We start from the raw sequence: 26464 nt of genomic DNA on the forward strand, positions 1-26464 counted from the left end.
CTGCAGCGGACGCAGCCAAAAGCTCTGGGCTTCGATCCATCGCTCATGCGGCAAGTGGCCCTTCGAGCCGAGGCGCTTCCGCGGCTGCGGGCGCTGATCGTTGCGCGGCATGGAAAAGTCCTCGCCGAACACCGCTTTAGCGGGCCCGGCCTCGATCAGCCGGTCAACATCAAGTCCGCATCCAAGTCGATTCTATCCGCTCTGGCAGGGATCGCTATCGGTCGCGGCGTTCTGGAGGGGACCGAGCAGAAGGTCGCGCCGATCCTTCGCGCCGATATACCGCCCGATGCGGATCCGCGGATCGAGCAGGTCGAGATCGGCCACCTGCTGTCGATGCAGGCAGGCCTCGGTCGGACCTCCGGCCCGAATTACGGCGCCTGGGTCGCGAGCCCGAACTGGGTCCGCTACGCGCTGTCGCGGCCATTCGTCGACGAGCCGGGCGGCGCAATGCTTTATTCGACCGGATCGTCGCACCTGCTCTCGGCCGTGCTGACCCGGGCGTCGGGGCGGTCCACGCACGATCTGGCGCAGGCGTGGCTTGCCGAGCCGCTCGGCATCGCGCTGCCACCCTGGCCGCGGGACCCGCAGGGCATCTATTTCGGAGGCAACGACATGCTGATGTCGCCGCGGGCGCTGCTGCGCTTCGGCGAGCTCTACCGGCAGGACGGTGTGATGAACGGGCGGCGCATCCTTCCGGAAGGGTGGGTCGCCGAGAGCTGGCGCCCGCGCACGACCTCCCCCTGGAGCGGCAATCCGTACGGCTACGGTTGGTTCTCCCAGCGCAGCGGGGGCTATGATGTCCACTTCGCGTGGGGCTATGGCGGGCAGATGCTGTTCATCGTACCCGACCTCGAATTGACGGCGGTGATGATCTCCGACCCCTCGCCGCATCCCCGGGCCGAGAGTCATGTGCCCGCGCTCCATGCCCTGCTGGCGGAGGGCATCATCCCCGCCGCCGAGAAAGGCGCACCCGCCAGGTAAGGACGCAGACCCGGAGCCGGCCTGGCGGTCGGCGATCACGCCTCTAAACCGGTACCGGCCCGGCTTCGAACGAGAGCAGGCGTTCCGCAGCCTCCTGGTCTATCGTTCCGCCGCCCTGCTTCCCTGACGGTCCGCGCTGCCGCGCGCTCGACCGCCGACCACCAGCCGCTTTCCGCCGGCAAGCCGAAAAGGTCGTTGAGCGCCCGCCAGATTCCCTTGGCGTCGAGAAATTCTCGCTCCACAGATCCGCTCGCCGAGCGAGTCGTCAGCCTCCCGTCAAGAAGGCTGTGCCGTGCCTCGGGCGTGCTTCGGGCGATTACGAGCCGGTTCCGGAAATGGGAGCTCGGATGGGTCGCGGTGAACCAGTTGTACAACTCGTAATGGCCGTCGAGCTGCGGCTCCAGCGAGACGTCGTAGAGCGGCTGCCAACGGCCGAGCACCTCGATCTGCACGAGCAGGCCGGCACCAAATGGCGTCACGCGGTACGTCTCGTGTGGGGTCGACTGCGGGTCGGATAGGTCCATTCGCAGCGGCACGGTCGGGACGGCCGAACCGAAGCCGACATCCGCCAGCCATGGGACACCCTCCATCGTCACGCGCAGCGCCATGTGGGAACGTGGGGGCGGGGCGGAGGCCGGTTCGTTCATCCACCGCACGCTGGCAAGAAGGCCGTCGACCGCGAACCCGACAGCGGCGAGCACGCGCTTAAAGAGGCCGTTCTGTTCGTAGCAGTAGCCGCCGCGGCGCTTGTGGATCAGCTTCGCATCGACCGCCGAAGGAGACAGGTCGATACCGCGGTCCAAGAGGGCGTCGAGCGCTTCGAACGTGATCGTGGCCACATGACGCTGCTGCAGCGCCCGGAGAACGTCCAAGGTCGGTTCGAGCGGGCCCGAATAGCCGATCCGGGCGCAATAGGCCTCGAGGTCAACCGGTCTTGTTTCATCGGCCTGGCGCACCGCACGAAGGATCTGATGGGCTGCGTAAGGCGCGTAAACCTGCAGGAAACGCGTCGCCGGCCTGCGCGATCGAAACGCTCGTTCGAGCGCCTGCCGGTCTTGCGCCGGCACGCCGGCCCCGAACACGACGAGATCCGGCGCGCTCTCGATGAAGTCGTTGGCCGAGCTTGCCGTGGCGCGAAGGGCCTCCACGCCCGCATCCGCGACTTCTTGCGCGACGGCTTCGAGCACCAGAGGATTCTGGCCGACGATGAGGACACGGGCGCCGGAAAGTCCGTCGCGGCCGGTCATGCTGCCACTCCGTAGGCGTCGGCCTCGCGTGCGGCCTTGAGCGCCCCAGCCCACCAGGCGAGCTGCGAGAGCAAGGTGTTCAACGCACGCGCGTAGCGCGCGCGCTCCACGGGCACGCCTTGGGCGAATGCCTCCCACGGGTTGTGAAAGCTCACGCAGTCGCGGATCGTCACGGCTCTCAGCTCGGTGAAGACGTTGCGCAGATGCTCTACCGCGCGCAGTCCGCCCGATACGCCGCCATAGCTCACGAAGGCGACCGCCTTGCCATTCCATTCGCTGCTCGCCGTGTCGATCAGCACCTTCAAGGGGCCGGGATAGGACCGGTTATATTCCGGTGTGACGATGACAATGGCGTCCGCCGCCTCGATGCAGCGGCGAAAGCGGCGTTCGTCGACCTGTGGCCAGTCGGGACGCGGGTCGAACACCGTGAGCTCGAAATCGGAATTCGACGCCATCTCGGATACGACCCAGCCCGCAACCGTGTCGCAAAACCGATCGGGCCGCACGCTGCCGTAGATCAGCGCGACGCGCAGTGGTTGGTTCATCGATTCGCTCCTCCTTGCAGTGGACGGAGCAGCGACATAGTCCCTCAACCATAGTTGAGGTCAATAGCCAATCGTGAGGTTTCGAAGATGGACGAGCGCGGGTCTGGACTGACGGTCGGGCAGGTGGCTGCGCGAAGTGGCATCCGCGTATCGACGGTACATTTCTACGAGGCGAGGGGGCTCATCAGAGGCTGGCGCAACAACGGCAATCAGCGGCGCTTTGCGCGCGAGGTACTCAGGCGCATCGCGGTCATCAGAGTTGCACAGCTTGCCGGAATCCCGCTCGCCAGAATCAAGAAGGCGCTCGACGAGCTGCCGGCGGATAGAGCTCCGACAGGCGATGACTGGACGAGGTTGTCCGCGCAATGGCGTGCCGACCTCGATGCCCGAATTCAGCGGTTGACGAAATTGAGGGACGATCTTGACGGCTGCATCGGATGCGGCTGCCTGTCGACCAGCCAGTGTCCCCTGCGAAATCCCGGCGACCGGCTGGGGAAGGAAGGGGCGGGGCCCAGACTGCTCGACCTACCGGTCTCAGACTTGGGGACCTCGGCCCTGCGATGACTAGCCACCAGTGGCTGAATTGCGTCGGATGACTGCACCGACGGCCGCGATCCGCTCCACTTCGCGATAGGCTGCGCCTTCGAGCTGTTCGCCGAAAATGTCCGGGTCGATCTCCTGGTAGCGAAGCGTGCAGCCTAGTGCGGGCAACTCCCGCTCCAGCGTCTCCCGCAGGCAGTCCCGGCCGTTCACGATCGCACTGCCCGTGTAGAGAAAGATGCGGCCGCCCGGTGCGAGACGAGCCGATGCGGCCAGCGCCCACTCGATCGACACTTGCGCGCCCAACATGGCGCCTCCGGCGCGATAGGTCGGGCCAGCCACGTCCGCGATGAAGGGCGGATTGGCGATGACAAGCTCGAACTCCCCTTCCAGTGCATCGAACGAACAGGCCTCGATCGCCTCCACATCGACCCCTGCTGCCGCAGCGTTGATCCGGGCAAGGCGCAAAGCTTTCGGGTTGGAATCGAGGAGGACGATGGAGGCGTTGGGTACCATCGGGGCAGCGCAAATGCCGCCGGCGCCGGTCCCCGTTCCCATGTCGATCAGCCGGGACGCCGGTGCCGGAGACCGACCCAGCACGAACCTTATGAAGCGATAGGTGTCCGGACCCAGAAACACCGAATCCGGCTCATCGGTAGGATAGGCCGAATGCAGGAACAGCCGCCCGCAGACGCGCGACACACGATATCTGCAGCGCAAGTCGTTCCCCGAAACTGCGAGCGCATCCGCCGCCTGAAGCAGTTCGAGAAGATCGGAGTCGATAATGTCCGCGGAGAATGGAAGGCTCCAGCCGAAAACGTCCCGCAGAGATTCCGCCCGGTCCCGCTTGGCGCCCACGAATCGTCTGTGGGTGCGCGGGGTGGTGGTCACGAAATCATAGCCGCGCCGATCGAGCCAGCGCAGCAGCTCCAGGAGTGCCTCCTCGCTTACCATGGGAATTTCCACGAGCTGGCGGAGCGGTGTGCTCCGCCGGTCAGGCGGATCGCCGTACCTTGCGCCATTGCAGCGCTCCGCCGGCCGTTCCTGATCCTTTCGAGCAGGAATCCTCGCATCCCTTCCATTGCCGGGCTCCTTCTCGTCTTGACGATCACGGGCGAGTTCTACCTTGCCGAGACGGTATTCAGTACCGTCCTCGGATCCAGGGCGCCATAATGGTTAGCGATCAACGGCATTCTCGGCCTGGAAGTTCGACATGACGGGCAGGCCGACGAAGTCGACCACCGGCGAATCCCGGGGATTCTCGAGCTCGTGGACCAGGTCTACGCCGGGACATGGTCACCCAACAGCGGGGGGGCGGCAACCATTTCAGGGCGGCCCCGTGCTACGCGCGGCGGCGGCAAGGCGTTCCCGACGGCGTTCTGCCGCCCTCGTGACCCGCTCGACCGCCGAGCCTGCCGTGAGTCCATGGATCAGGGTGGAGGCAAGGATCGTGAAAGCCACGATGCCCCACAGCTGATTGGCATTCTCCATGCGAAGATGGCCGGTCGCGAAGCCGAGATAGTAGATCGAACCGATGCCGCGAACGCCATAGGCCGCGATCACGAAGCGCTCGCGGCCTTGGAGATCCGTCCCGATGAGCGAGATCCAGCCTCCGAGCGGCCGGACGACGAGGATGAGGGCCAGGGAAAGGGCGATATGTCGCCAGCCAAGTTCCGGCCATAGCAGCGGGAAGGCGCCTCCTATGAGGATCAGGAGCAAGGCCGTGAGCGAGTGCTCCACCGCTTCGCTGAAGCGGTGGAGCTGATTGTGGAACCGATGATCCGCTTCGGCCCGGCGAAGGGTCAAGCCGGCGACGAAGACCGCGATGAAGCCATAGCCTTCAACGAGCTCCGCTGCGCCGTAGCAGAAGAGGATGCCGGCAAGGGCGACGACGCCGGACCCGGTATCCGCCAGTGGATTGCCGCTGGGCAGAGCGAAAAGGATTTTCCCGAGCAGCCATCCCGACGCAGCACCTGCCGCGGCGCCCACCCCGATCCGGTAGAGGCAGTCGCGCAGCAACCATTCGAGGCCCCAGCTTTGGGGCGCCAGCCCCTCCGCCGCGACGAAGAGCGCGAGATAGACAAAGGGAAAAGCGAGCCCGTCGTTGAGGCCCGCTTCCGCCGTGAGGGAGAAGCGCACGGGATGCTCGCCGCCTTCGGTCGGCGGCCCCACCTGGACGTCTCCGGCGAGCACCGGGTCGGTCGGCGCCAACACGGCGCCCAGCAGCAGCGCACCCGCGAGCGTCATGCCCGCCAGTCCCCATCCCAGCAGGGCCACCGCGGCAATCGTCAGCGGCATCAGAATGGCGAGGAGCCGGACCGTCGGTCGCCAACGCTCATAGCTGGAAAGGTCGTCGATGCGAATTCCGCTACCGAACAAGGCGACGATCACGGCGAGTTCGCTGGTGATCTCCCAGAAGCCGGGCGCCGCTCGCGGGTCGATTCCTTCCGGCATTCCCGGAACCGCTGCGAAGGCGAGCATGCCCAGGAGGATCAGCAGCCCGGAAGCGGCGGGCTCGCGGCCCGAGAGAAAGCGGGGAATCCAGTAGGCCAGGATGATGCCGGCGCCGACCGTCGCCATGGCCACATGGTAGGCGGTCAGACTGAAGAAGGGCTCTGTCTGCACGCTGTCGCCTCTCGCTGAGTGGCTCGTGCAACAGGGGAGACATGACTTCGTTCCTCAAGCGGCGAACGAAGATTGATGGATCTGCTGGCGTTCGGCCAGCAAGCGGCAGAGGACCGAACGCGTAGAACCACCAATACCGGCAGGCCGCATCATCGAGGCGAGCAGCGGATCGAGTGCCACCGGGATCTGGTTCAGGCGTGGAGCCGCGATGATGACCTGAGGTTCACCCTCTATCGGAAGCCGGTCCAACCTTGCCAGGCCGCTGATGGTGAAAGGCCGGTAGCGGGCGGCCCCGGCCGCCCGCCCCGAAATCAACGCCCGCCTCCCGAATTAGTAGGCGACGCCGTAATAGCCGAAGATCTGCTCGTTATAAGCGCGATCGAATGCGGGCTCTTGATCGCGCTCGTAAGAGGGCGCGCCCTCCAGCCGGTCCTTGTCGAGGTCGACGACGTAGCCGCCTTTCTCCGTATCGTAGGTGAGCACGTCCCACGGCAGGGGATGATAGCGCTCGCCCATGCCGAACAGGCCTCCGAAGCTCAGCACCGCATGACGGACGCGGCCGTCGCGCTTCCCGACCATGAAGTGGTGGATCGTCCCGAGCCGCTCGCCGTCACGATTGTAGACCACCGTGCCGTCGACCTTTTCGGACGAGATCATCTCATGAGTCTCGTCGCGCTCGATCGTATTCTTGTCATTGTCGAATGCCATTTCGACATCTCCTCTGCTCGGGTTATGGGGATATGAGGGGAACGGATCAGTCCGTCTCTCCGTTCCGCTCTTGCTGACGACGGGGCCAAGAAGTGACGGCGGCCCTCCCTTCGATCGTCCCGCACAGCTGCCCCGTCGATTTGCATAGGTCAGGGCGGGCGAGCGGGGACGGAGACGATCTTCCCATTTATAACCGTCCGGGTTACGTGCCTCGGCGGCTGGGCGGCCCCAACGTCGTTGGACGCGGTTCCGCCTTGCGCAAGCCTAGCCCGGACTGCGTGGAAGCTGCCGCTAGACCATGGTCAGGGTGGAGAATGGGGTGGTCAAACCTTCGACCCTGCTGGCCCTGATGGAGGCGCGGGCATCGGCGATCCCCGTCGAGGCGCGCTTCTACCTTCGGGTAAATGGGTTCGACGGCTCCCCATGATGGGCATTCCGCGTCTGCACAGGGGCGCCGTCGGGAATGCAGGGGGCGCCTGCGCCGCCTTTCGGAATGCGGTACCTCCCGTTGCGGATCTCCGTCTCAATGGGCGCTTTCGATGATGACCCCGCCAGGGAGCGACGCGTTTAGCGCGAGGCCACGGCGAGTCGGTTCCTTACTGTCGAAAGCCTGGGAGAAGGGGCTCCTGCCCAGGCCGGACCTCGAGGAAGTCAGCGCGAAGGCCGCGGCGCTGGACGAGAGCTTCGGCGCGCAGCCGGCAGCCCCGTGGCGCGCCGCGCTCGAGCGGCTGATCCTGAGCCTGGCGCAGGAGGCGCGGCTGAACGAAATCGGCCTTACATTCGCCTACGTGCAGCTGAAAGGCCTGCTTCAGCAGAGGCAATCGGTTTGGAGACAGTGGAAATCGGAGCCCGCCATTCTTACGCTCCCCGTCGCCATGCCCGTGATCGTCCTGGGGCACATGCGGTCGGGGACGACGCGGATCCAGCGACTCCTCGGCTGCGACCACCGGCTGAACCACACGCGCTTCTACGAGGTGATGCACCCGGCACCGCCGGCGGGGCTGGGTCTCAGAGTGGCGAGAAGCTGGGCGGAGCTCAGACTGCTCAACTTCCTCAATCCCGCCTTGCGCGCGGTCCACCCGACATCGGCCAGGGCGGTGGAGGAGGTGTTCGGGCTTCTCAGCTTCTCTTTCTACGGAGCGCAACTGGAGGCGCAGTGGCGCGTGCCAGGGTTTGCGCGCCAATGGGAGGGAGAAAGCCGGACGGGCGTCTATGAGGAGCTGAAACGGCTCGTGGCAACGATCGCCTGGACGCGCGGCGGCACGCTCAAGCCCTGGGTCCTGAAAGCGCCTCAGTTCATGGAGGATCTGGACGTGCTGCTGGATATTTTCCCGGACGCACGGCTGATCTGCCTTCACCGGGACCCCGTCGAGGTGGTCGGATCGTCGGCGTCCCTCGTCTGGAACCAGATGAGGGTACAATCCGACGCCGCGGATCGGCGCTGGATCGGCGCGGAATGGCTGTACAAGACGGCGCGCAGGAGCCGGATCTGCGCGGCCGTGCGCCAGTCCCGCCCCGAAGTGCCTCAGATCGACGTCTCGTTCGACGACGTGAACCGCGACTGGCGCGGCGAGATGCGGCGCATCTATGCCTTTCTGAATCTCGACCTGACGCCTCAGGTCGAGCGCAACATGCAGGCTTACCTGAGCAAGGCGGCAAGGAGCGGCTATCGAAAGCACAGCTATCGCCTCGAAGATTTCGGTCTGAACGCCGATACGGTTCGCAAGGAGGTTGGGCCCGGCCACCCCTTTCCTATATAATGGACGCAATGACCTGGCCCGTCGGCATCTTCCTTTTTCTTCTCACCATCCTGGCCATGGAGGTCGTGGCTTATGCCGCGCATCGGTGGGTGATGCACGGGCCGGGCTGGTTCCTGCACAAGAGCCATCATCGCGAGCGGGAGGGCCTGTTCGAGGCGAACGACCTTTACGCCCTCATCTTCGCCATTCCCTCCGTCCTGCTGATCCATAGCGGCGTCAATCTCGGTTGGGGCAGTTGGGCGATCTGGACAGGTGCGGGAATCGCTGCCTACGGCGCCATCTACTTCGGATTTCACGACGTCATCGTCCACCGGCGGGTCGGGCACCGCTATCTGCCCAGATCAGCCTACATGAAGCGGATAATTCAGGCCCATCGGCTGCATCATGCGACCGAGACGAAGGACGGGTCGGTGAGTTTCGGCTTCATCTGGGCGCCGCGGCCGCAGGTCCTCAAGGCGGAGCTTGCGCGCCGAGGGCATGCGGGCATCAGGACACCGTCAGCGCGGACGCGTCCAGAGGCCTGATCGATCGACGGGCTCGGGACTGGCCAGCGCCTCTCGCGCCGCGGCCAGGACATGCTTCAGCTTCTCCGATCTCGACACGAACGTGCGGCTGTCCCACGCCGCCGGGCCACGCTCGGCCACCTGGCCGGCGATCGCGCCGTAGATGCGCGCCGCGGAAAGCACCGCCCAGCGGGATCGCAAGGGCAGCCGTGCCGCGCCCACGCGCGCCGAAGCCTCATAGGCCCGGACGAGGCGGCATAGCCGGGAGACAACGACCACCAGCCCTTCACGGTTGATCGAGTCCATATGATTGCTCCGGGAGAGGTGCGCTTCGGCCAACCACTCGGCGGGAAGGTAGCAGCGGCCGATCGCATGGTCTTCGCCCAGATCGCGGACAATGTTGGCGAGCTGGAAAGCAATGCCGAGATCGGCGGCACGATCGAGCGTTTCCTCGTCATCCGGGGAGATGCCCATGAGGACCGCCATCAAGCAGCCGACTGCACCCGCAACCTGATAGCAGTAAGAGAGCAGATCCTCTTCCGTGACGGGTGCCCAGCCTGCGGCATCCCTCGCGAAGCCCGCCAGATGATCCTCGATGAATCGCCGCGGGAGCGCGCATTCGGCCGACAGGAGCCGCAGCGCATCGAAGGCCGGATCCAGGCTCTCCCGATCGGACAGGGCTCGTTCGGTCTGCTCCTTGATGTAGGCCAGCCGTCCTTCCGGGTCCGCCACGGCACTGGCGCCATGGCCGTAGGACTGACTGTCGGACAAATCGTCGCAGGCCCTGCACCAGGCATAGAGAAGCCAGGCGCGCACCCGTGTTGGGCGGTCGAACAGGCGGCTGGCGAAGCGGAACGATTTCGACCCCTTCTCGATCGCCTGTCGGGCATAAGCGACGATCCGTTCGCGTTCAGGCGCCGAGGTCATCGATCATCAGCCCTGCCGTCGCCTTCGCGCTGCCGACGACGCCCGGTATGCCGGCACCGGGATGTGTCCCGGCACCGACGAAATAGAGGTTGCGGAGCTCATCGTCCCGGTTGTGCACCCGGAAATAGGCGCTCTGCGTCAGGAGCGGCTCGAGGCTGAAGGCGGAGCCGAGGTGCGCGCCGAGGTCGTCCGCGAAGTCCTGCGGCGTATAATGAAAGGACAATTCGATCCTGCTGCGGAGCCCCGGCATCAGCCGCGCCTCCAGGATGGAAAGGATGCGGTCGGCATAAGCGGCCCCTTCCGCCCTCCAGTCGATATGGAGCTTGCCCAGGTGCGGCACGGGCGCGAGCGCATAAAAGGTCGAGCATCCGGCGGGCGCCATGTCCGGATCGGTCACCGTAGGATGGTGAACGTAGAGCGACGGATCGTCGGCAAGCTCCCCCCGGTCGTAGATGTCCCCGAGCAGACCCTGATAGCGTGGGCCGAACAGGATGGTGTGGTGCGGGATGGCGTGCCACTCGCCGCGAACGCCGAGGTGAAGGACGAAGAGGGAGGGCGAGAAGCGTTTCCTCCTGAGCCTCGCGGCGGCCTTCACGCCCCGCCGGTGGCGGCCAAGGAGCTCATAGCTTCGAACCACGTCTCCGTTGGAGGCGATCGCGTCGAAATCGCCGTGCCAGCCGCTTTCCGAGGTGACTCCGGTGACACGATCCGAGCGTGCTTCGATCGCGACGACCGGATCGGACAGCCTGAGCGTTCCACCGAGCCTCTGAAAATGCCGCGCCATCCCCTCGACGAGCCGATTCGTGCCTCCCTTGGCGAACCAGACACCGCCGTCCCGCTCGAGCTTGTGGATGAGCGCGTAGATCGCGCTCGTCGTCATCGGGTTGCCGCCGACGAGCAGCGTGTGGAAGGAAAGCGCCTGCCGAAGCTTCTCGTTGCGGACGAATCCGGACACGACCGAATAGACCGAGCGCCAGGCCTGGTAGCGGGCGAGCTGCGGCGCGGCGCGCAGCATCGACTTGAAATCCAAGAAGGGCACGGCGCCGAGCTTCTCATAGCCTTCGACGAAGACGCCTGCCGAATAGCGAAGGAATCGCCGGTAGCCGTCCACGTCGGCGGGATCCAGCTTGGCGATCTCCTGCATCAGCGCCGGATCGTCGTTCGAATAATCGAAATTCGTCCCGTCGGGCCAGTTCAGGCGGTAAAAGGGGGTGACCGGCACGAGCTCGACATCGGTTGCCATGTCGCTGCCGGAAAGGTCCCAAAGCTCTCGAAGACAGGCCGGATCCGTAATGACGGTCGGCCCGGCGTCGAAGGTGTAGCCCTGCCGCTGCCAGACGTAGGCACGGCCGCCAGGCCGGTCGCGGCCTTCCAGGATGGTCGTGTCGATCCCGGCCGACTGGAGGCGGATAGCGAGCGCGAGGCCACCGAATCCGGCGCCGATGATCGCCGCCCGCTTCATTCCGAGTGACTCCCTTGGCCGAGGAGGGCCGCCAAAGCACGGCCCACCGGAACCGGGGGCTTGCCGCTCAGGATGCGGACCTTGTCCGCAAGGCTGGACCGACCAGCATAGAAACGAGCCACGAGGTTGGGATCAAGTCGATAAAAATGCTCGAGAACCTTGTAACGCTGCGCCGGTTCGACGGCGCGGAACAGCATGCGGTTGAGCAATCGGTAGAATCGCCGCTCTTTCCAGAGCCGCGCCGCTTCGCGCTGAAATACGTGGTGAAGAGCGGCGCCGCCGAGGTCCGCCTGCCGGGCTGCAAGGACCGCCATCCGCACCGCGTCGGGAAGCGAATAGCCGGTCGTCGGATGGAAGAAGCCGCCGCGCAGCCCAAGCTTGGCCACGCCGGGAAGATCCTTCCAAAGTGCATCGACCTGGCCGCCCATCGCCACGGGAAGGACCCCCGTCTCCTCGCGCTCCAGCGTTGCCCCCTTCCATCCGCTGGCTTCGACATAAGCGCGGATTCGCTTGCGGAGGGTAGGGACGTCGAGTGCGGGCGAGAGGGAGTAATAGGTGTCCTCCACCAGCATGCGCGTATCGGAAAAAGGAAGGCAATAGACGAAGCGGTAGCCCTCCGCCTGGTCTACGGTCGCGTCCATCACGATCGGCCGGACGAGCCCGTGGGGGCGATCGAAACGATATTCGCAGCCGACGAACTTCTGCCATCCGGGCTCCAGCACCGAAAGGTTCGCCGGCCCGCGGGCGTCGATGACTCCGGCGGCAGCGATCCTCTCTCCTCCAGCCAGCCGCACATGGTCCGGGGCGACCGCTTCGATCCGGCTCCCGAGCCGATATTGGTCGGGCCGCAGCCGATCTCGCACGGTGCGATCCAGCCGGTCCGACGTGACGCTGTTGTAGGAAGTTCCGAGCGTGCGCCGGCGCTTGGGGAAACGGATGTCATAGGCGTCCCAACGGGCGGCGACGAGCGGGTCCACCAGCCAGCGCGAATCCTCTTCCACGTCCGTTTCGAAGAACGACCAGGTGTGATTGCCGCCGAAGGTCTGCCCGCTCTCGAGGAGCAGAATAGGCACGTCCTGCCTAAGCTTCGCCAAGGCAAGCGCAGCGAAGCAGCCGGAAAGTCCGCCGCCGGCTATGATCAGCCTGTCTGCCACTTGCCCCATCGGCCCGCTCTTAAGGAAGTGCGTCGCCCCAAGCTAATCATTGTTGTAAGGGCGCGCTTATGGAAATGGTCCTCGCCGTCCTGCTTTCCACGTTCGCAATGGTTGCGATCATCGCAGGCCGCTACTTGGCCGTGAGCGGCGGTTTCGCCTGGCTGACGCAACGACGGCTGCCCGGCCTTTATGCCGGCCAGGAAAAGCAGATCAGGAAGGAGATAGGCTGGTCCCTGGCGAGCGGGGCCATTTACGGCATTCCCGCCGGTCTCGTCGCGTGGGGATGGCAGGAACATGGCTGGACCCGAATCTACCTGGACGTGAGCGACTATCCGCTCTGGTGGATTCCCGTCTCCATCCTGGTCTACCTGTTCCTGCACGACACCTGGTTCTACTGGACGCATCGCTGGATGCACCGGCCGAAGCTTTTCCGCATCGCCCATGCCGTGCATCATGCGAGCCGACCGCCGACCGCTTGGGCCGCGATGAGCTTCCACCCATTGGAAGCCCTTACCGGGGCGATCGTCATTCCAGCACTCGTCCTCTTCATTCCGATCCACGCCGCCGCACTCCTGGTCGTCCTGACGGTCATGACGGTCATGGGGGTGACAAATCACATGGGATGGGAGATTTTCCCCCGACGGCTGGTGCAGGGCCGCGCCGGCAACTGGCTGATTACCGCCAGCCATCACCAACGGCATCATCGCGAGTACAGGTGCAATTATGGGCTCTATTTCCGTTTCTGGGATCGGATTTGCGGTACTGATGGGGGCCTGGGCGACTTCGACCGCGTCGCCCCCCGCCGGATCGTCGGGAACTGAACTTCACGTCCAGGTCGAGGCGCTGCGGAACGGGCGCGGGCTGGTGCATGCCTGTCTAACGCGAGACCAGGCGCATTTCCCCAACTGCAAGGCGGATCCGCTGGCGTTCAGACTGAGCGCACCGGCGAGCGAGGCGGGGCAGCTTCATTTCCGGAATCTGGCCGGCGGGACCTATGCGCTGGCCATCGTTCACGATGAAAATGCCAATGGCCAGCTCGATACGCTCGTGAGGATACCGCGCGAAGGATATGGCTTTTCGCGTAATGCCCCGGTGCGGTTCGGGCCGCCCGAGTTCGGCGAGGCGAGCTTTACGCTGACGCCAGGACGGAACATCCAAGTGATACGTATGCGTTATATCCTCTAGTGTGTGTGAACGCCGTCCTTTGGGCCTCCTAGGCCTGCTTCGCAGGGGGGACAGAAGAACATCATGCCGAAACGCATCCCCGCTTCAGCCGAGGAGGCAAGCAGCGCCACAACGGTGCGTGGCCGCCTCAATGTCCTGCTGGCCGCTCCGCGCGGATTTTGCGCCGGCGTCCGAAGAGCCATAGATGCGGTGGAGGAGGCGCTGGAGCGCTTCGGACCGCCGGTCTACGTCAGGCGCGCCATCGTCCATAACCTGGCGGTCGTCCGGTCCTTGGAGGCAAAGGGCGCAATCTTCATCCAGGAACTCGACGAGGCTCCGGAAGGCGCGGTGGTCATATTGTCGGCGCACGGGGTCGCGCGAAGCGTCACGATGGAGGCCGAAAGGCTTGGCCTGCGGCATTTCGACGCCGTCTGTCCGCTCGTCGCCAAGGTGCACCGGGAGGTGGCGAACTATCACCGCCATGGAAGGCACGTCGTCCTGATCGGTCATGCCGGACATCCGGAGATCGTTGGAACCCTTGGCCAGATCCCTGACGAGACGGCGACCGTCGTGGCGAGGATCGAGGAGGTGGAAGCGCTCACGCTCGCTCCGGATGCACCGGTCGCTTATGCTGTTCAGACCACTTATTCCGTGGACGACGCCGCCGAAATCGTGGGCGCCCTCAAGAAGCGGTTCTCGGACATCAAGGCTCCCGCCAGCAGTGACATCTGCTACGCGACGACGAACCGCCAGGCAGCCGTGAAGCAAATGGTGCCGAAGGTGGATGCCATCATCGTTGCCGGAGAAGCCTTTTCATCCAATGCCTCTCGCCTGGCCGAGGTCGCGAGGGCGTTCGGCTGCCCGTCGGTGCAATTGGTCGCGAACGCCTCCCACGTGGACTGGGCATTGCTCGAACATTGCCGCTTCCTAGGGATCACCGCGGCCGCCTCGACGCCGGAATCCACCGTGCAGGCAATCGTCGAGGCGCTTCGCGAACGCTTTGACATCCACGTCGAGGAGGTTGGGCGATCGCGCGAAAGCGCGGTATTCAAGCCGATGAAGATCGACGGCCCTGCTCGACCCGGGAACTTCAGAACCTCTGGCGGCTGAAAAACAGACCTCTCGTTGCGCTCCGCTGCCCCCGGAACCGACGCGGAACAGCCGGGTACAAATTCTCGTTACGGTTCTCGGCTTTGCGCGTACAGGGACCTCATGATCCACTCCGAACAACCTTCAAGCACCGAGGGCCGCTTCGAGCTGCTCGTTCAGAGCATCATCGATTATGCCATCTACATGCTCGACCCGACGGGGAAGGTGACGAGCTGGAATGCGGGAGCGCGCCGCTTCAAGGGCTATGAGTCCGACGAAATCATCGGCGAACATTTCTCTCGATTCTACACCGACAAGGATCGCGAGCGGGAAATTCCGAGAATTGCCCTCGAGACCGCCGAGCGCGAAGGGCGCTTCGAGGCGGAAGGCTGGCGGGTTCGGAAGGATGGAACGCGCTTCTGGGCCAATGTGGTGATCGACGCCATCCGCGACCGCCACGGCAATCTCGTAGGCTTTGCGAAGGTCACTCGCGATCTCACCGAGCGCAAAGCGGCTGAAGAAGAGCTTCGCCGCAGCGAGGAGCGGTTCCGGCTCCTCGTCGAAAGCGTCACCGATTATGCGATCTACATGCTCGATCCCGAGGGAAAGATAAGCAGCTGGAACGCGGGCGCCGCGCGGTTCAAAGGCTATCAGGCCGACGAGATCATCGGCGAGCATTTCTCGCGTTTCTATTCGGAAGAGGATCGAGCGGCCGGCATCCCGAAAATCGCGCTGCAGACGGCCGAACGCGAGGGCCGTTTCGAGGCGGAGGGGTGGAGGATGCGCAAGGACGGCACCCGGTTCTGGGCCAATGTCGTCATCGATCCGATCAAGACGCCGGACGGAAGACTCCTCGGGTTTGCGAAGATCACCCGCGACCTGACCGAGCGGAAGCACGCGCAGGAGGAACTCGAAAAGACGAGGGAGGCATTCTTCCAGGCGCAGAAGATGGAGGCGGTCGGTAAGCTTACCGGCGGCGTCGCTCACGACTTCAACAATCTCCTCTCGGTGGTACTCGGCAGCCTGACGCTGGCACAACGTCGGTTGCAGCAGGGTGTCGACGTTTCCGGCCTCATTACCAACGCCATCAAGGCTGCGGAGCGGGGAGCCTCTCTGACGCAGCGCATGCTCGCTTTCGCCCGCAAGCAGGAGTTGGCGCTCGAGGCCGTCGATCTTTCCGACCTGGTCCGCGGGATGGCAGAGCTGTTGCAGCGAACGATCGGCCCCGGTGTCACCATCGACACGCGATTTCCCCTCATCCTTCCCCACGTGCAGGCAGACGCGCGACAGCTTGAACTGGCATTGCTGAACCTTGTGGTGAACGCTCGGGACGCGATGCCCCACGGCGGAACGATCACGATCGCCGCCCAACGCGAGAGCGTCGTCGCGCCTGAGGACGATCTGGAGGCAGGCGATTATGTACGGCTTTCCGTGACCGACCCGGGCGAAGGCATGGACGAACAGACGCTGGCCCAGGCACCTGAGCCGTTCTTCACGACCAAGGGTGTCGGCAAGGGGACGGGACTAGGGCTGCCGATGGTTCACGGGCTGGCCCGACAGTGCGGCGGCAAATTCGTTCTGAGCAGCGACCCGGGCTCGGGAACCACGGCCGAGATCTGGTTGCGAGTCGATACGACCGAGGCTGAGAGCGACCAGGGAGCCGCTCCGGCCGAACCGGAGGATGCCGTCACGGTCGACTCGCTCGTGATCCTGGCCGTCGATGACGATCCGCTGGTGCTCGAGAATACGGCAGCCATGCTGATGGAGCTCGGACATGAAGTGCTGCAGGCGCATTCAGGCCCCGAGGCTCTCCAGATGCTCGATCGGCATAATGTCGACCTGATCATAACGGACTATGCGATGCCGGGAATGACGGGCGAAGAGCTGACGCAGCATATATTAGCCAGCCAGCCCACGCTCCCGGTCCTCATGGTGTCAGGCTATGCCAGCCTACCGGAAGGTGCGGGGACATCGGTGCCGAAACTGGGCAAGCCCTTCAAGGAGCACGATCTTTCTCGAGCCATTTCGGACGTGATCGCCGTCAAAAGGGCAGCTTAACGGTCGGCCGGGGCAAGCGTTTCCAGCTTTGGGTTCGCCTCTGCGCCGGGGCCGAGCACCCTATGCTAGCTGACTACCTGTCCCACGGCCGGGACTTCCCGCACGCATTGCCACGTGACGCTGATTACGGTCCCTACCTGTCCCTTTATCTCGAGGACGCCGCCAAGCTGCCGGGCGAGGCTTTGGATGAGCCGCATTCCCAGGCTCCCTTGACGCGCCGGCTTTTCAAAGCCGCAGCCATTGTCGCTTATTCTCAGGGTGCAGCTGTTCCCGAGATGCAGGAGCTCTACCTTGATCTCCCCGGAACGCCCGTCAGGGAAGCCGTGCTTGAGCGAGTTCGTGACCGCTTCGTTGACGATGAGGCCGATGGGTACGGCTTCGCTCGCCGAAAGAGACAGCGGATCGCACTCCGCGACGAGCGAAATCCGACCGGCAGGAGAAACGCTGTCGCACAAGGCTGTCATGAGAGTCTCGACGAGCGAGACGACGTCGACGTCGCGAGAATGGCCATTCTCGGCCGGCGTGAGGAGCGCCTCGTAAACCTTCGCCAGCACCAATAGCCTCGTCTGCGCTTCCTTGAGCGCCGCTCGCGCTTCGGTGGAACTGACGGTACGCTGCTGCAGGTGCAGGAGCGCGGAGGTCATCTGAATGGTATTCTTGACCCGGTGATGAACTTCCTGAACGAGCAAGTCGTTCTCATTCACCATCCGCTCCAGATCCGTCAGCACCTTGGCCTTGCGACGCAGCTTGATGGCCAGGACCAGCTGAACGGCGAGCTGCTCCACCACGCGCGCGTCGGTGGCGTCGAACTTCATCTCGGGATCGTGGCTCGTCACCCACAGCGTTCCGAGCGGTCGCTTGCCCGTATCGTAGAGTGGGACGATCAGGCCCTCGACAATGGCCGGAGCGGCTTCCTCGAAGTAGGGGAATGCTCTGGCCGGACATTCGACGAGAATGGTGTGGTGCTGATCGAGGCATAAGCCGCACGGACTGAAGTCCCGAGGCGTGGTGCCGCCGACATGTTGGGCCAGCGCTCCGCTAAGCGCCGTCCATCTGAACAGATACTCCCCACCTTCATGAACCAGTTCGCTGAGACCGGCCGAAGACGCTGCCGGACACAGTTCGATCGCGATTTCGAGGAAGCGATGGATCGCGAGTTCGGGATCGACCGTCATGAGGGACGAGAGCTCGCGATAGGCATCGAGCTCCGCCTCGAGCTGAGCGGGGCGGCGCAGTCGCCGGTACAGATCCGGCGTAATCAATATGTCGTCTTTTTGGAGAGGCTTCGCCTGCATTGCATCCCCCCCTTTCCGCGTAGACATAGCATGGCGCGCGGTGGGCTGCGTGAACTTAGATCAAGCATGGCTGGGATGCCGGCTGGGAGGACGTCCCGCGGCAGAGCCGGCAAGAGCGCTCACGTCTCGTTCGGCGTCGCGATCGCTGCTCCCCCTCATCGGAGCAACTTCAACTGCTAGGGAGGAGGATTAGATCGCTTTGAAGTTGAATACGGCGTTGAGAAAGAAGACCAGAAGTCCAGCGATGATCGAGGCGATGACGCGAGCTATGAGGTACTGGACGTCGAGAATATTGATCAGGGCCCAGAATACGCCGAGCGTCACGACCAGGCCGATGCCGGCATTGATCAGGAAGTAGAGATAGCCCGTGGCGAGGCCTCGCTGGCTCTGCTTGAAGACCCAGATCCGCGAAAGGATATAATGGACGCTCATCGCGAACAGGAACGCGAAGGCCGCGGCGGGCAGATAGGTCAGCCCGGCAAACTCAACCAGCGTCCACAGCAGTGCGATGTCGATCCCGAAGGCGAAGAAGCTGGCGACGGTGTTGCGGCCGAACAGCCTGGCGCTGCGGCTCTCGGCCACCTTGGTCCCGGCCGCGGCGAGGCGGCCTGCTTCAGAGCTCACGACTGACCATCCCGAGCGGGTAACGCGCGCCGCGTCCGCGGGTGCCAAGCCATTGCCCGAGCGCGTAGTGGCGGTGCGCTTCAGCCGAAAGAAGGTCTCGTTTCGGGGCAGCATCAGCGAGGGCCCCCGGGGGCCGCTATGTCAAAGGCGCCTGGTTCGGCCGTTGGCGCCGACCGCCCGCCTCTCGCGCACTTGAGTGCCGACCGGGATGACCTTTCATCCTCGGGCGGGAACGTTTCATCGTCGAGCGGGAACGTTTCGCCGGAACGGCGGTTCTGCCTGCGACCCTTCCTTACATCGAAGTCGGCAAAAATGGCAACAAAACCAATGCGTGAGGCGTCCCGCGGCGCTTCACAATTCTTCAATGCGCGCTTCCAGCGCGCGCTCGCGCACTGGAATCGCCGACGGCTCGCACCAGCCTTTCCTACTCCGGACTGGCAAAAGCAGCTCGACGAAGACCTTCGGATGCAGCGGTTCGAAGGGGCCTTCCTCGAGGAGCTGAGGCTCGAGATCGCATCGCAGGCCGCCGCGGCCCCGACGGACGTGGAGGGTTTCCTCGCCTGGTTCGAGGAGCTCAAGGCCACCGGGCCGGGCCAGGGCGATCCGCTCTTTCCCTGGCTTGCCGCCGAGGCGGACGTGGAGGATTTCAGATATTTCCTGTCGCAGGAAGCCGCGGGCGAGGCCGGATTCGAGGACCTGACCGCGCTTGCCCAGGTCAAGGTGCCGGCATCCGCGAAGATGGAGCTCGCCAACAATTACTGGGACGAGATGGGCCGCGGGAATCCGAAGGGCATGCATGGACCGATGCTCGACGCCCTCGTCGCCGAGCTGAAGCTGGAGGTCGAGATCGACGAGACCATCTGGGAGAGCCTGGCGCTGGCTAACGCGATGACGGCGATGGCGACGAGCCGGCGCTATGCCTGGCACGCAATCGGCGCGCTCGGCGCCATCGAGCTGACAGCGCCCGGGCGAAGCCGGGCGACCGCGGATGGCCTGAAAAGGCTCGGCTTCGGCGGAAAGGCGCGTCGCTATTTCGAGCTCCATGCCGTGCTCGACGTCAGGCATAGCGAGGATTGGAACGCCAAGGTGTTCGCGCCGCTCGTCGCGGAGGATCCCCGTCGCGCGACCGCATTCGCGGAGGGCGCGCTGATCCGCCTCACCGCCGGTGCGCGCTGTTTCGAGCGCTATCGGCAGACGCTCTGGAGCTGAGTCACAGCCGTACGTCGCGTCACGTCACTCACTGCGCGCTAGGGTTGCGCGGCTTGGCCGCGACCTCGTCCGGCCATGAGACCGCCTGCAGGCTGACGCGCGCCGCGGCGCTTCGGCATGCATGTCAGGGGACGACGGCCGGGCCCGACGCAGGCGCGGGAGCCGTGTGACGGGCAGCTAGCGGACCTGGAGTTCTACGTCCGCTCCACATCCGGCTCGGGCTAACGGTCCAGAAGGTCCCTGATCCGGGCGGCGAGGTCAGGAACGCTGAACGGTTTGGTGATGAGCTCGACCCCCGCATCGAGCCGGCCCTGATGAACGATGGCGTTGCGGGCGTAGCCGGTCGTGAACAGGACCTTCAGGTCGGGCCTGAGTGCCCTGGCCCTCTCCGCCAGAACGGCGCCGGTCATGCCGCTCGGCAGCACGACGTCGGTGAAAAGCAGGTCGACCTTCCCCTCCTGACGATCCAGCAGCCGCAGCGCCGAAGGCCCGTCATGCGCCTCCAGGACCCGATAGCCGAGCTCCCGCAACACCTCGACCGAAAAGGTGCGGACGTCGTCGTCATCCTCGCACACGAGAATGGTCTCCTCGCGCGTGCCTTCCGGCGCCTGGGCGGGCACGACTTCTTCGTCAGGCGCCTGGCCCCCGTCGAGCCGGGGCAGATAGATCCGGACGCTCGTGCCTTCGCCAAGCTCGGAATAGATCTTCACATGCCCACCCGACTGCTTGACGAAGCCGTACACCATCGAGAGGCCCAAACCGGTGCCCCGACCCACTTCCTTGGTGGTGAAGAAGGGCTCGAAGGCGCGGCTTGCCGTCGCGGCGTCCATGCCCTCGCCGGTGTCGGAGATGCAGATCACGACATACGGCCCGGCCATCACTTCGACGTTCTGCGCCACATAGGATTCATCCAGGTGGCCATTCTCGGTCTCGATCGTGAGCTTGCCTCCCTCGGGCATGGCATCGCGCGCATTGACCGCCAGATTGAGAAGAGCATTTTCGAGCTGGTTCGGGTCCACCTCGACGGGCCACAGATCGGGCGACAGCATCGTCTCGACCTCGATCGTCTCGCCGAGGGTGCGGTGAAGCAGCTCGGACATTCCCGCGACCAGCTTGTTGATATCGGTCGGTTTCGGGTTGAGCGGCTGCCGCCGTGAAAAGGCGAGAAGCCTTTCCGTCAGTGTCGCTGCCCGGGTAGCGCCCTTGAGGGCATTCTCGGCCGACCGGCGGAGGCGCGGCGAGCTGTCAGGCAGATTGCGCAACAATATGTCCAGATTGCCGGTCACGATCTGAAGGAGGTTATTGAAGTCGTGGGCGATGCCGCCGGTGAGCTGGCCCACCGTCTCCATCTTCTGCGACTGCCTGAGCGCGTCCTCCGCCTGGGCACGCCGGTCGACCTCTTCGGACACGCGACGCTCAAGGGTCTCGTTCAGCTCCCGCAGCGCGGCTTCGGCGCGCTCGCGCTCCGCCAGTTCCTTCTGGACGGCCTGGAACAATCGCGCATTGTCCATGCTGATCGCCGCCTGGGCGGCAATCCCGATCATCAGCCGCTCGTGCCGGTCGTTGAAGCGGCGAGGCTGGGTATGACCGAAGAATAAACCGCCGATCACCTCCCCGGAACGGCTCGTTACCGGCACGGCGAGGTAGCTTCGTACCGGTAGGTGGCCTGCGGGCATTCCCCAGTGGGGATCATTCTTGCCGTAGCGCGGGTCGCGCGTGATGTCGTCGGACCGAACGATTCCCTCCCCCATGAACGTCGGGTGGAACACCGCCGTGGCGCGCGGCATGCCGAACTTCTCGAAGTCGGAGCGGGCGGCGCCCGACAAGGTATATAGCAGGTATTTCTCGCCGGACTCGCGGAGGACATTGTAGAAGAAGGCCCCGAACCTGGCGCCGGTGAGCTCGACCCCGGCATCCGTGACCCGCTGGACGACGGACTGGAGGTCGAGTTCGGCGGCAAGGGCCGCGCCCGTCCGGTTCAGGATCTCCAGCGTCTGGCTTTCGCTGCGGAGAGAACCGAGCAGGTTGTAGTTCTGGACGGCGGTCGCCGCCTGAGTCGCTGCAATGCTCATGAGCAATTGCTGGGTGGCGGACGGCTCCCCCTCCGGCGGAAACGCGATCGCTATGGCGCCGAATTCCGCATGATGGCCGACCGCTCGGACGCTGAGCCGCAAACTTCCCGAGCCGAACGGGTCCGGCGCGACCAAGGGTTCGTCCGGATCGTGGACGCGCGCCCAGGCAAGGACAGCCGGCGCCAGCCTTTCGGCCAGCTCGGGGTCGCTGCTGTACCGGCCCGTCTGCGCGGCAGCGACGGGCGTACCATCCCTCGCGCTGGCGCAGGCGACGCAGACCAGCTTCGGCTGCAAGGTGGTGAATAGCGCCGACGAAAGGCTTTCCGCTATCCTGAGCGGCGGCGCTCCGAACCACATGGCGGGGAGCGTCGACAGCGCGACGACGTCGCGAAGCGCGCGCCGGTGCGTCTCTCCATCGCTGAGGTCGAGTCCTGACAGCATCAATCAGGCATCAACGGTATCGATGCGACACAGGTCCAGCCGCTGAAGGTTCAGGCCGCGCGCTGCTTCAGCTCTTGCAGCATCTCGTCCGGATGAACGTAGAGCGGATTCTCCTGGAGAACGCCGCCGATGATCACCATCGGGTGGGTGCGCAGGATGTCCATCACGACGCTGCCGCTATACTTGGTGAGATCGTACACGCAGACAATCGGGTCGGGATATTTCGGGATGATATAATTCAGTTTCGCCTCATACTCGACAATGTCGGTGACCCCAGGCGCCGCCTCCAACGCCCATTCCATATTGCCCATGAGGCGGGTGAGCTTGTGCTTGGCGCGATTGGATTCGAGTATTTCCTCGAGAATCGCGACCATCCGGTCGCCGTCGAAATATCCGTCCTTCAGGTAGGCGTCCTCCCAGTGAAGGACTTCGAGCTGCCCCGATTCCTGGGCCGCCTCGACGTCGATGCCGCAGTCCGCGCAGGCGCAGAGATGATCGTCGTGAAGTCGCGAGTCGACGATGTGAAAGAGCTTCTCGCCCCGCTCGTAGCCCTCCTGAAAGAAAGGCATGAGGATCTTGTTCTGCTCCTCCCGAGAGTTGAAGAAGGCGCAGACGTGGCGAGCCTCCTTGAGCGTTCGACCGGCAAGCCGAACGGGAAGGGACGCGTCATCGGTCTGGGGACGTGAGCTCATGCGGGTCTCCTGTGTTCACTCACTCCCCCCCCCGACGCTGTCCTATGCTATTGCCGTGGCGGCATGTCTACCTCGCATGGCAGTCACAACATGCGGAGAAAAAGAGCGGCGCAACGCGCCGGTGAAGCTCGGGCCGAGGTACGAAGTCAGGTCCAAAGACGTGGGCCTTACGCCGAGGAGGCGCAGGCTGCGGCGGAGCCTTTTCCGACAGCCGCGCGCACGCTGTTGTCCGACCGGTGTCCGTCCGCCGGCCACCGTTAGGACGTCGCCACCCATTGTGCTACGGGCCGCAAAATGGTCCTTACTCGCAACAACGTAAACGTTTCGGGCAGCGGTTCGCGCGCCATGATGTTCGCCCATGGATTTGGCTGCGATCAGCACATGTGGGGGAGCGTCGCCCGGGCGTTCGAACCCGACTTCAGAGTGGTCTTGTTCGACCATGTGGGTGCCGGGCGCTCCGACCTTTCGGCTTACGATCCGGCAAAATATGGCAGCCTTGAAGGCTATGCCGACGATGTGGTGGAGATCGGGAACGCCCTGGGCCTGACCAATGCGGTGTTCGTCGGCCACTCCGTAAGCGCCATGATCGGCGCCTTGGCCACGTTGAAGGCGCCCGGCATGTTCGCCGACCTCGTCATGGTCGGGCCCTCTCCCCGATACATCGATGACGAAGGCTATTTCGGTGGGTTCTCCCGGAGCCAGGTGGAGGAATTGCTCGAGTTCCTGGCTGAAAATCATCTTGGCTGGTCGGCAGCGATGGCGCCGGCGATCATGGGCAATCCGGACCGCCCGGAGCTTGGCGAAGCGCTGACCAACAGCTTTTGCAACACCGACCCGGATATAGCGAGGGAGTTTGCCCGCGTGACCTTCCTGTCGGATAACCGTGCGGACCTGCCGAATATCAAGGCGCGCACGCTCGTCCTGCAATGCCGCGAGGACATTATCGCTCCGCCGAGCGTGGGCGAATATGTGCACGAGCGGATCTCGAACAGCCGCTTCGTCATGCTGAATGCCACGGGCCACTGCCCGAATCTGAGCGCCCCGGAAGAGGTGACGGCGGCGATCCGCGCCTTTGTCTGAGATTCGTCCCACCGAGGATCTCGCCGACCTCTACGAGAATGCACCGTGCGGCTACGTATCGCTCTCGCCCGACGCACGCATCGTCAAGGTGAACCGCACTCTGGCCGACTGGCTCGGCATCTCGGCGGTTCAGCTGCTCGGACGTCCGATATTCGAGCTCCTGAGCTTTGGGGGCCGGATAGCCTACGAAACCCATCTGGCTCCGCTGCTTCGCCTGCAGGGCTTCGTGCACGAAATCGCGCTGGACCTCCTGCGTTCCGACGGCACCAAGATCCCGGTGATCGCCAACGCGGCTGAGAAACGCGGATCAGCCGGACAGCATCATTTCACGCGGCTGACGCTGTTCAAGGCAGTGGACCGGCGCACATATGAACGGAGCCTGGTGGAAGCGCGGGTCAAAGCCGAGGCAGCCGCGAGGGCGGAGCAGGATGCCGCGACCTTACGCGAACAGTTCATCGCCGTCCTCGGGCATGACCTGCGCAACCCGCTGGCCGCGATCGCCGCGGGCGTTCGCATGCTCGAGGAGGGCGAGGCGTTGAGCGAACGCGGCCGCCTCATCACCAGGGAGATGGGAGCGGGCGCCGCACGCGCTTCCGCGCTGATCGACGATGTCCTCGATTTCGCCCGCGGCCGCCTCGGCGGCGGACTTCCGATTTCGCCGGACCGCAAGCAGCCGCTCACTCCGGTTCTGGCGCAGGTCGTTGCCGAGGTGCGAGCCATCTTTCCGGACCGATCGATAGAAGAGCATTTCGCGCTCGAGGAGCCGATCTATTGTGACCGCGCCCGCATCGGTCAATTGGCTCAGAATCTTCTCTCGAATGCGGTCACGCACGGCGCTCCCGACATTCCGATCAAGGTAGAGGCGGTCACCGACGAGTCCTGCTTCGTCTTCTCGGTCGCGAATGGCGGTGAACCGATACCGGCGGCCGCGATGGCGCAGCTATTCCAGCCTTTCTTCCGGGGCGCCGTGCGAAAGAGCCAGCACGGCCTAGGGCTCGGCCTCTTCATCGTCAGCGAGATCGCGAAGGCGCACGGCGGGACGATGACGGTGTCGTCCGGCGAGGAGGAGACACGCTTCACCTTCACCATGCCCCTGGCGGCTCAATAGGTTCTTCAGCCTGGCCACGCGGGCACCGATCGCATGGTTGGCCGATCGGAGGGGAGGCGCAGCGCGATATGGCTCTCGCGCCGTTCGCCTGTCCAGCGGCGGCTGCAGGGATGCGGCGCCCCCAGGCGTGCGTCCCCGGTAGGCATCATGGCCCTCCTTGCCGTAGCCGGACGCCCGGTTAGACGTCGTCGCTGATCGGGAAGAGGAAGTATCCGCGCTCCGAAACGCCGTTCGTTATCTGGAGGGGAGTCGCTCCGACCCGGCGATCGCCGGGCGACACGAGAACCTGTTTTTCATAGATCCAGGCCGACCCCGTATGCGGCAAATTCCCGCCTGTCGCGTCAGCGGTGAGCGCGCCCCGCCAGCTGTCGTTCTTAACGAACTTGTGGAGGAGAAGGCCCGGTACGACACCAGGCGCTTCCGAGGGCGGGCGCGCCGCCCCGACAATGGTCATCTTGTCGCTCATCGCCGTTTCTCCTTCAGTAGCTCATGCCACCCGTAGAGCCGGTGGGCTGGGAGGAGGCGGAAGGCTGATCCTCCTGGAGTTCGGCGACGGCTGCTTCGGTGGTGATGAGGAGACCGGCGACCGACGCTGCGTCCTGCAGCGCGGAGCGAACGACCTTCGTGGGATCGATGACGCCGGAACCGACGAGATCCTCGTAAACCTCGGTCTGGGCGTTGAAGCCGAAGTTCCGGTTGTCCTGGTCCATCAGCTTGCCGGCAACCACGGCGCCGTCGAAGCCAGAATTTTCGGCGATCTGGCGAAGGGGCGATTGGAGTGCGCGCCGGACGATATCGACGCCGCGTGTCTGCTCTTCATTGGCGCCGGCGAATCCGTCCAGAGCCTTAGAGGCATAGAGCAGCGCCGTGCCGCCGCCGGGGACGATCCCTTCCTCGACCGCAGCGCGCGTGGCGCTGAGCGCATCGTCGACGCGGTCCTTGCGCTCCTGAACCTCCAATTCCGAGGAGCCGCCGACTTTGATGATCGCGACGCCACCGGCGAGCTTCGCCAGCCGCTCCTGCAGCTTCTCCATATCATATTCGCTGTCGGAACGCTCGATCTGGCCCCGGATGGCGTCGATTCGGTTCTTGATCGCTTCGGAGCCGCCGGCGCCGTCGACGACGGTCGTCTTGTCCTTGTCGATGGTGACGCGCTTGGCCTGGCCCAGCATGTTCAGCG

Annotated in this window: 26 protein-coding genes; 11 read left to right on the forward strand and 15 right to left on the reverse strand. The window is 64.6% G+C overall.

Translation table 11 applies throughout. From position 1 onward, the window contains the following. Positions 1 to 45 precede the first annotated feature (45 nt). The gene (locus EKM57_RS20695; RefSeq protein ID WP_129794439.1) at positions 46 to 981 is read left to right on the forward strand and encodes a serine hydrolase; all 936 of its coding nucleotides are present in this window, start codon (positions 46 to 48) and stop codon (positions 979 to 981) included. A gap of 35 nt (positions 982 to 1016) precedes the next feature. On the opposite strand, the gene EKM57_RS20700 is transcribed toward EKM57_RS20695, so the two are convergent. Both EKM57_RS20700 and EKM57_RS20705 read right to left on the reverse strand, forming a co-directional pair. After that, entirely contained in the window at positions 1017 to 2228 is a 1212-nt protein-coding gene (locus EKM57_RS20700) for an arylamine N-acetyltransferase (RefSeq protein ID WP_129794440.1), read from the reverse strand. Beyond that, positions 2225 to 2773, reverse strand: a complete 549-nt coding sequence (locus EKM57_RS20705; RefSeq protein ID WP_129794441.1) for an NADPH-dependent FMN reductase — start codon at positions 2771 to 2773, stop codon at positions 2225 to 2227. Before EKM57_RS20705 ends, EKM57_RS20700 begins: the two co-directional genes overlap by 4 nt. 87 nt (positions 2774 to 2860) lie before the next feature. On the opposite strand from EKM57_RS20705, the gene soxR reads away from it, so the two are divergent. Continuing rightward, on the forward strand, positions 2861 to 3337 hold the full coding sequence (gene soxR, locus EKM57_RS20710) for a redox-sensitive transcriptional activator SoxR (protein WP_129794442.1): 477 nt from the start codon (positions 2861 to 2863) through the stop codon (positions 3335 to 3337). On the opposite strand, the gene EKM57_RS20715 is transcribed toward soxR, so the two are convergent. The 4 genes from EKM57_RS20715 to EKM57_RS20730 form a co-directional block, all read right to left on the reverse strand. Continuing rightward, a complete protein-coding gene (locus tag EKM57_RS20715; RefSeq protein ID WP_129794443.1) occupies positions 3338 to 4267 on the reverse strand; it encodes a class I SAM-dependent methyltransferase in 930 nt (309 codons plus the stop codon). A gap of 372 nt (positions 4268 to 4639) precedes the next feature. Beyond that, positions 4640 to 5938: a sodium:proton antiporter gene (locus EKM57_RS20720; RefSeq protein WP_243451172.1), complete on the reverse strand. Its 1299-nt coding sequence runs from the start codon at positions 5936 to 5938 to the stop codon at positions 4640 to 4642. A gap of 54 nt (positions 5939 to 5992) precedes the next feature. Continuing rightward, positions 5993 to 6253 carry a hypothetical protein gene (locus EKM57_RS20725; protein ID WP_129794444.1) on the reverse strand — a complete coding sequence of 87 codons (261 nt, stop codon included), beginning with the start codon at positions 6251 to 6253 and terminating at the stop codon, positions 5993 to 5995. Between the two features lie 15 nt (positions 6254 to 6268). Beyond that, positions 6269 to 6646, reverse strand: a complete 378-nt coding sequence (locus tag EKM57_RS20730) for a PRC-barrel domain-containing protein (RefSeq protein WP_129794445.1) — start codon at positions 6644 to 6646, stop codon at positions 6269 to 6271. A gap of 539 nt (positions 6647 to 7185) precedes the next feature. Between EKM57_RS20730 and EKM57_RS20735 the strand changes: the two genes are divergently transcribed. Both EKM57_RS20735 and EKM57_RS20740 read left to right on the forward strand, forming a co-directional pair. Beyond that, positions 7186 to 8406 (forward strand): sulfotransferase, encoded by a 1221-nt coding sequence (locus EKM57_RS20735; RefSeq protein ID WP_165357589.1) that lies wholly within the window; start codon positions 7186 to 7188, stop codon positions 8404 to 8406. An 8-nt stretch (positions 8407 to 8414) separates the two neighbouring features. Then, a complete protein-coding gene (locus EKM57_RS20740) occupies positions 8415 to 8930 on the forward strand; it encodes a sterol desaturase family protein (protein ID WP_129794447.1) in 516 nt (171 codons plus the stop codon). Here the strand turns inward: EKM57_RS20740 and EKM57_RS20745 are convergent. From EKM57_RS20745 to crtY, 3 genes are read right to left on the reverse strand one after another with little or no spacing between them, the layout of a single operon-like run. Then, positions 8904 to 9836: a phytoene/squalene synthase family protein gene (locus EKM57_RS20745; protein ID WP_129794448.1), complete on the reverse strand. Its 933-nt coding sequence runs from the start codon at positions 9834 to 9836 to the stop codon at positions 8904 to 8906. The genes EKM57_RS20740 and EKM57_RS20745 overlap by 27 nt on opposite strands. Beyond that, complete coding sequence (locus tag EKM57_RS20750) at positions 9820 to 11298, reverse strand: phytoene desaturase (protein ID WP_129794449.1); 1479 nt, start codon at positions 11296 to 11298, stop codon at positions 9820 to 9822. The genes EKM57_RS20745 and EKM57_RS20750 overlap by 17 nt, the downstream gene beginning before the upstream one ends. After that, positions 11295 to 12461 carry a lycopene beta-cyclase CrtY gene (gene crtY, locus EKM57_RS20755; RefSeq protein ID WP_129794450.1) on the reverse strand — a complete coding sequence of 389 codons (1167 nt, stop codon included), beginning with the start codon at positions 12459 to 12461 and terminating at the stop codon, positions 11295 to 11297. The genes EKM57_RS20750 and crtY overlap by 4 nt, the downstream gene beginning before the upstream one ends. Positions 12462 to 12526: 65 nt before the next feature. Here crtY and EKM57_RS20760 point away from each other — a divergent pair, with 65 nt between their 5' ends. The 4 genes from EKM57_RS20760 (at position 12527) to EKM57_RS20775 (ending at position 16763) form a co-directional block, all read left to right on the forward strand. Next, entirely contained in the window at positions 12527 to 13273 is a 747-nt protein-coding gene (locus tag EKM57_RS20760; protein WP_129794466.1) for a sterol desaturase family protein, read from the forward strand. Next, positions 13218 to 13637 (forward strand): DUF2141 domain-containing protein, encoded by a 420-nt coding sequence (locus EKM57_RS20765; RefSeq protein WP_129794451.1) that lies wholly within the window; start codon positions 13218 to 13220, stop codon positions 13635 to 13637. Before EKM57_RS20760 ends, EKM57_RS20765 begins: the two co-directional genes overlap by 56 nt. A gap of 63 nt (positions 13638 to 13700) precedes the next feature. Further along, a complete protein-coding gene (gene ispH, locus EKM57_RS20770) occupies positions 13701 to 14726 on the forward strand; it encodes a 4-hydroxy-3-methylbut-2-enyl diphosphate reductase (RefSeq protein WP_129794452.1) in 1026 nt (341 codons plus the stop codon). A gap of 102 nt (positions 14727 to 14828) precedes the next feature. Further along, complete coding sequence (locus tag EKM57_RS20775) at positions 14829 to 16763, forward strand: PAS domain-containing sensor histidine kinase (protein WP_129794453.1); 1935 nt, start codon at positions 14829 to 14831, stop codon at positions 16761 to 16763. A 65-nt stretch (positions 16764 to 16828) separates the two neighbouring features. Here EKM57_RS20775 and EKM57_RS20780 read toward each other — a convergent pair whose 3' ends face one another. Continuing rightward, positions 16829 to 18058 carry a sensor histidine kinase gene (locus tag EKM57_RS20780; RefSeq protein ID WP_165357590.1) on the reverse strand — a complete coding sequence of 410 codons (1230 nt, stop codon included), beginning with the start codon at positions 18056 to 18058 and terminating at the stop codon, positions 16829 to 16831. A 189-nt stretch (positions 18059 to 18247) separates the two neighbouring features. After that, positions 18248 to 18682: a GtrA family protein gene (locus tag EKM57_RS20785; protein WP_165357591.1), complete on the reverse strand. Its 435-nt coding sequence runs from the start codon at positions 18680 to 18682 to the stop codon at positions 18248 to 18250. Positions 18683 to 18994: 312 nt separating this feature from the next. Between EKM57_RS20785 and EKM57_RS20790 the strand changes: the two genes are divergently transcribed. Continuing rightward, positions 18995 to 19891: an iron-containing redox enzyme family protein gene (locus tag EKM57_RS20790; protein WP_129794456.1), complete on the forward strand. Its 897-nt coding sequence runs from the start codon at positions 18995 to 18997 to the stop codon at positions 19889 to 19891. Between the two features lie 221 nt (positions 19892 to 20112). Here the strand turns inward: EKM57_RS20790 and EKM57_RS20795 are convergent, their stop codons facing one another. Further along, entirely contained in the window at positions 20113 to 22404 is a 2292-nt protein-coding gene (locus tag EKM57_RS20795; protein ID WP_206185527.1) for an ATP-binding protein, read from the reverse strand. Positions 22405 to 22454: 50 nt separating this feature from the next. Beyond that, positions 22455 to 23096, reverse strand: a complete 642-nt coding sequence (locus EKM57_RS20800; RefSeq protein WP_129794457.1) for an MEDS domain-containing protein — start codon at positions 23094 to 23096, stop codon at positions 22455 to 22457. A 345-nt stretch (positions 23097 to 23441) separates the two neighbouring features. Between EKM57_RS20800 and EKM57_RS20805 the strand changes: the two genes are divergently transcribed. Next, entirely contained in the window at positions 23442 to 24176 is a 735-nt protein-coding gene (locus EKM57_RS20805; protein WP_206185528.1) for an alpha/beta fold hydrolase, read from the forward strand. Then, on the forward strand, positions 24169 to 25284 hold the full coding sequence (locus tag EKM57_RS20810) for a PAS domain-containing sensor histidine kinase (protein ID WP_129794459.1): 1116 nt from the start codon (positions 24169 to 24171) through the stop codon (positions 25282 to 25284). Before EKM57_RS20805 ends, EKM57_RS20810 begins: the two co-directional genes overlap by 8 nt. 178 nt (positions 25285 to 25462) lie before the next feature. Here the strand turns inward: EKM57_RS20810 and EKM57_RS20815 are convergent, their stop codons facing one another. Together EKM57_RS20815 and EKM57_RS20820 are read right to left on the reverse strand one after the other, a co-directional pair. Further along, the gene (locus EKM57_RS20815; RefSeq protein ID WP_129794460.1) at positions 25463 to 25750 is read right to left on the reverse strand and encodes a hypothetical protein; all 288 of its coding nucleotides are present in this window, start codon (positions 25748 to 25750) and stop codon (positions 25463 to 25465) included. Positions 25751 to 25763: 13 nt separating this feature from the next. Further along, positions 25764 to 26464: TCP-1/cpn60 chaperonin family protein (locus EKM57_RS20820; RefSeq protein WP_305849917.1), on the reverse strand; the 701-nt coding region annotated here is incomplete at its 5' end.

The sequence above is a fragment of the Sphingosinicella sp. CPCC 101087 genome (assembly GCF_004151485.1).
GTDB lineage: Bacteria > Pseudomonadota > Alphaproteobacteria > Sphingomonadales > Sphingomonadaceae > Allosphingosinicella.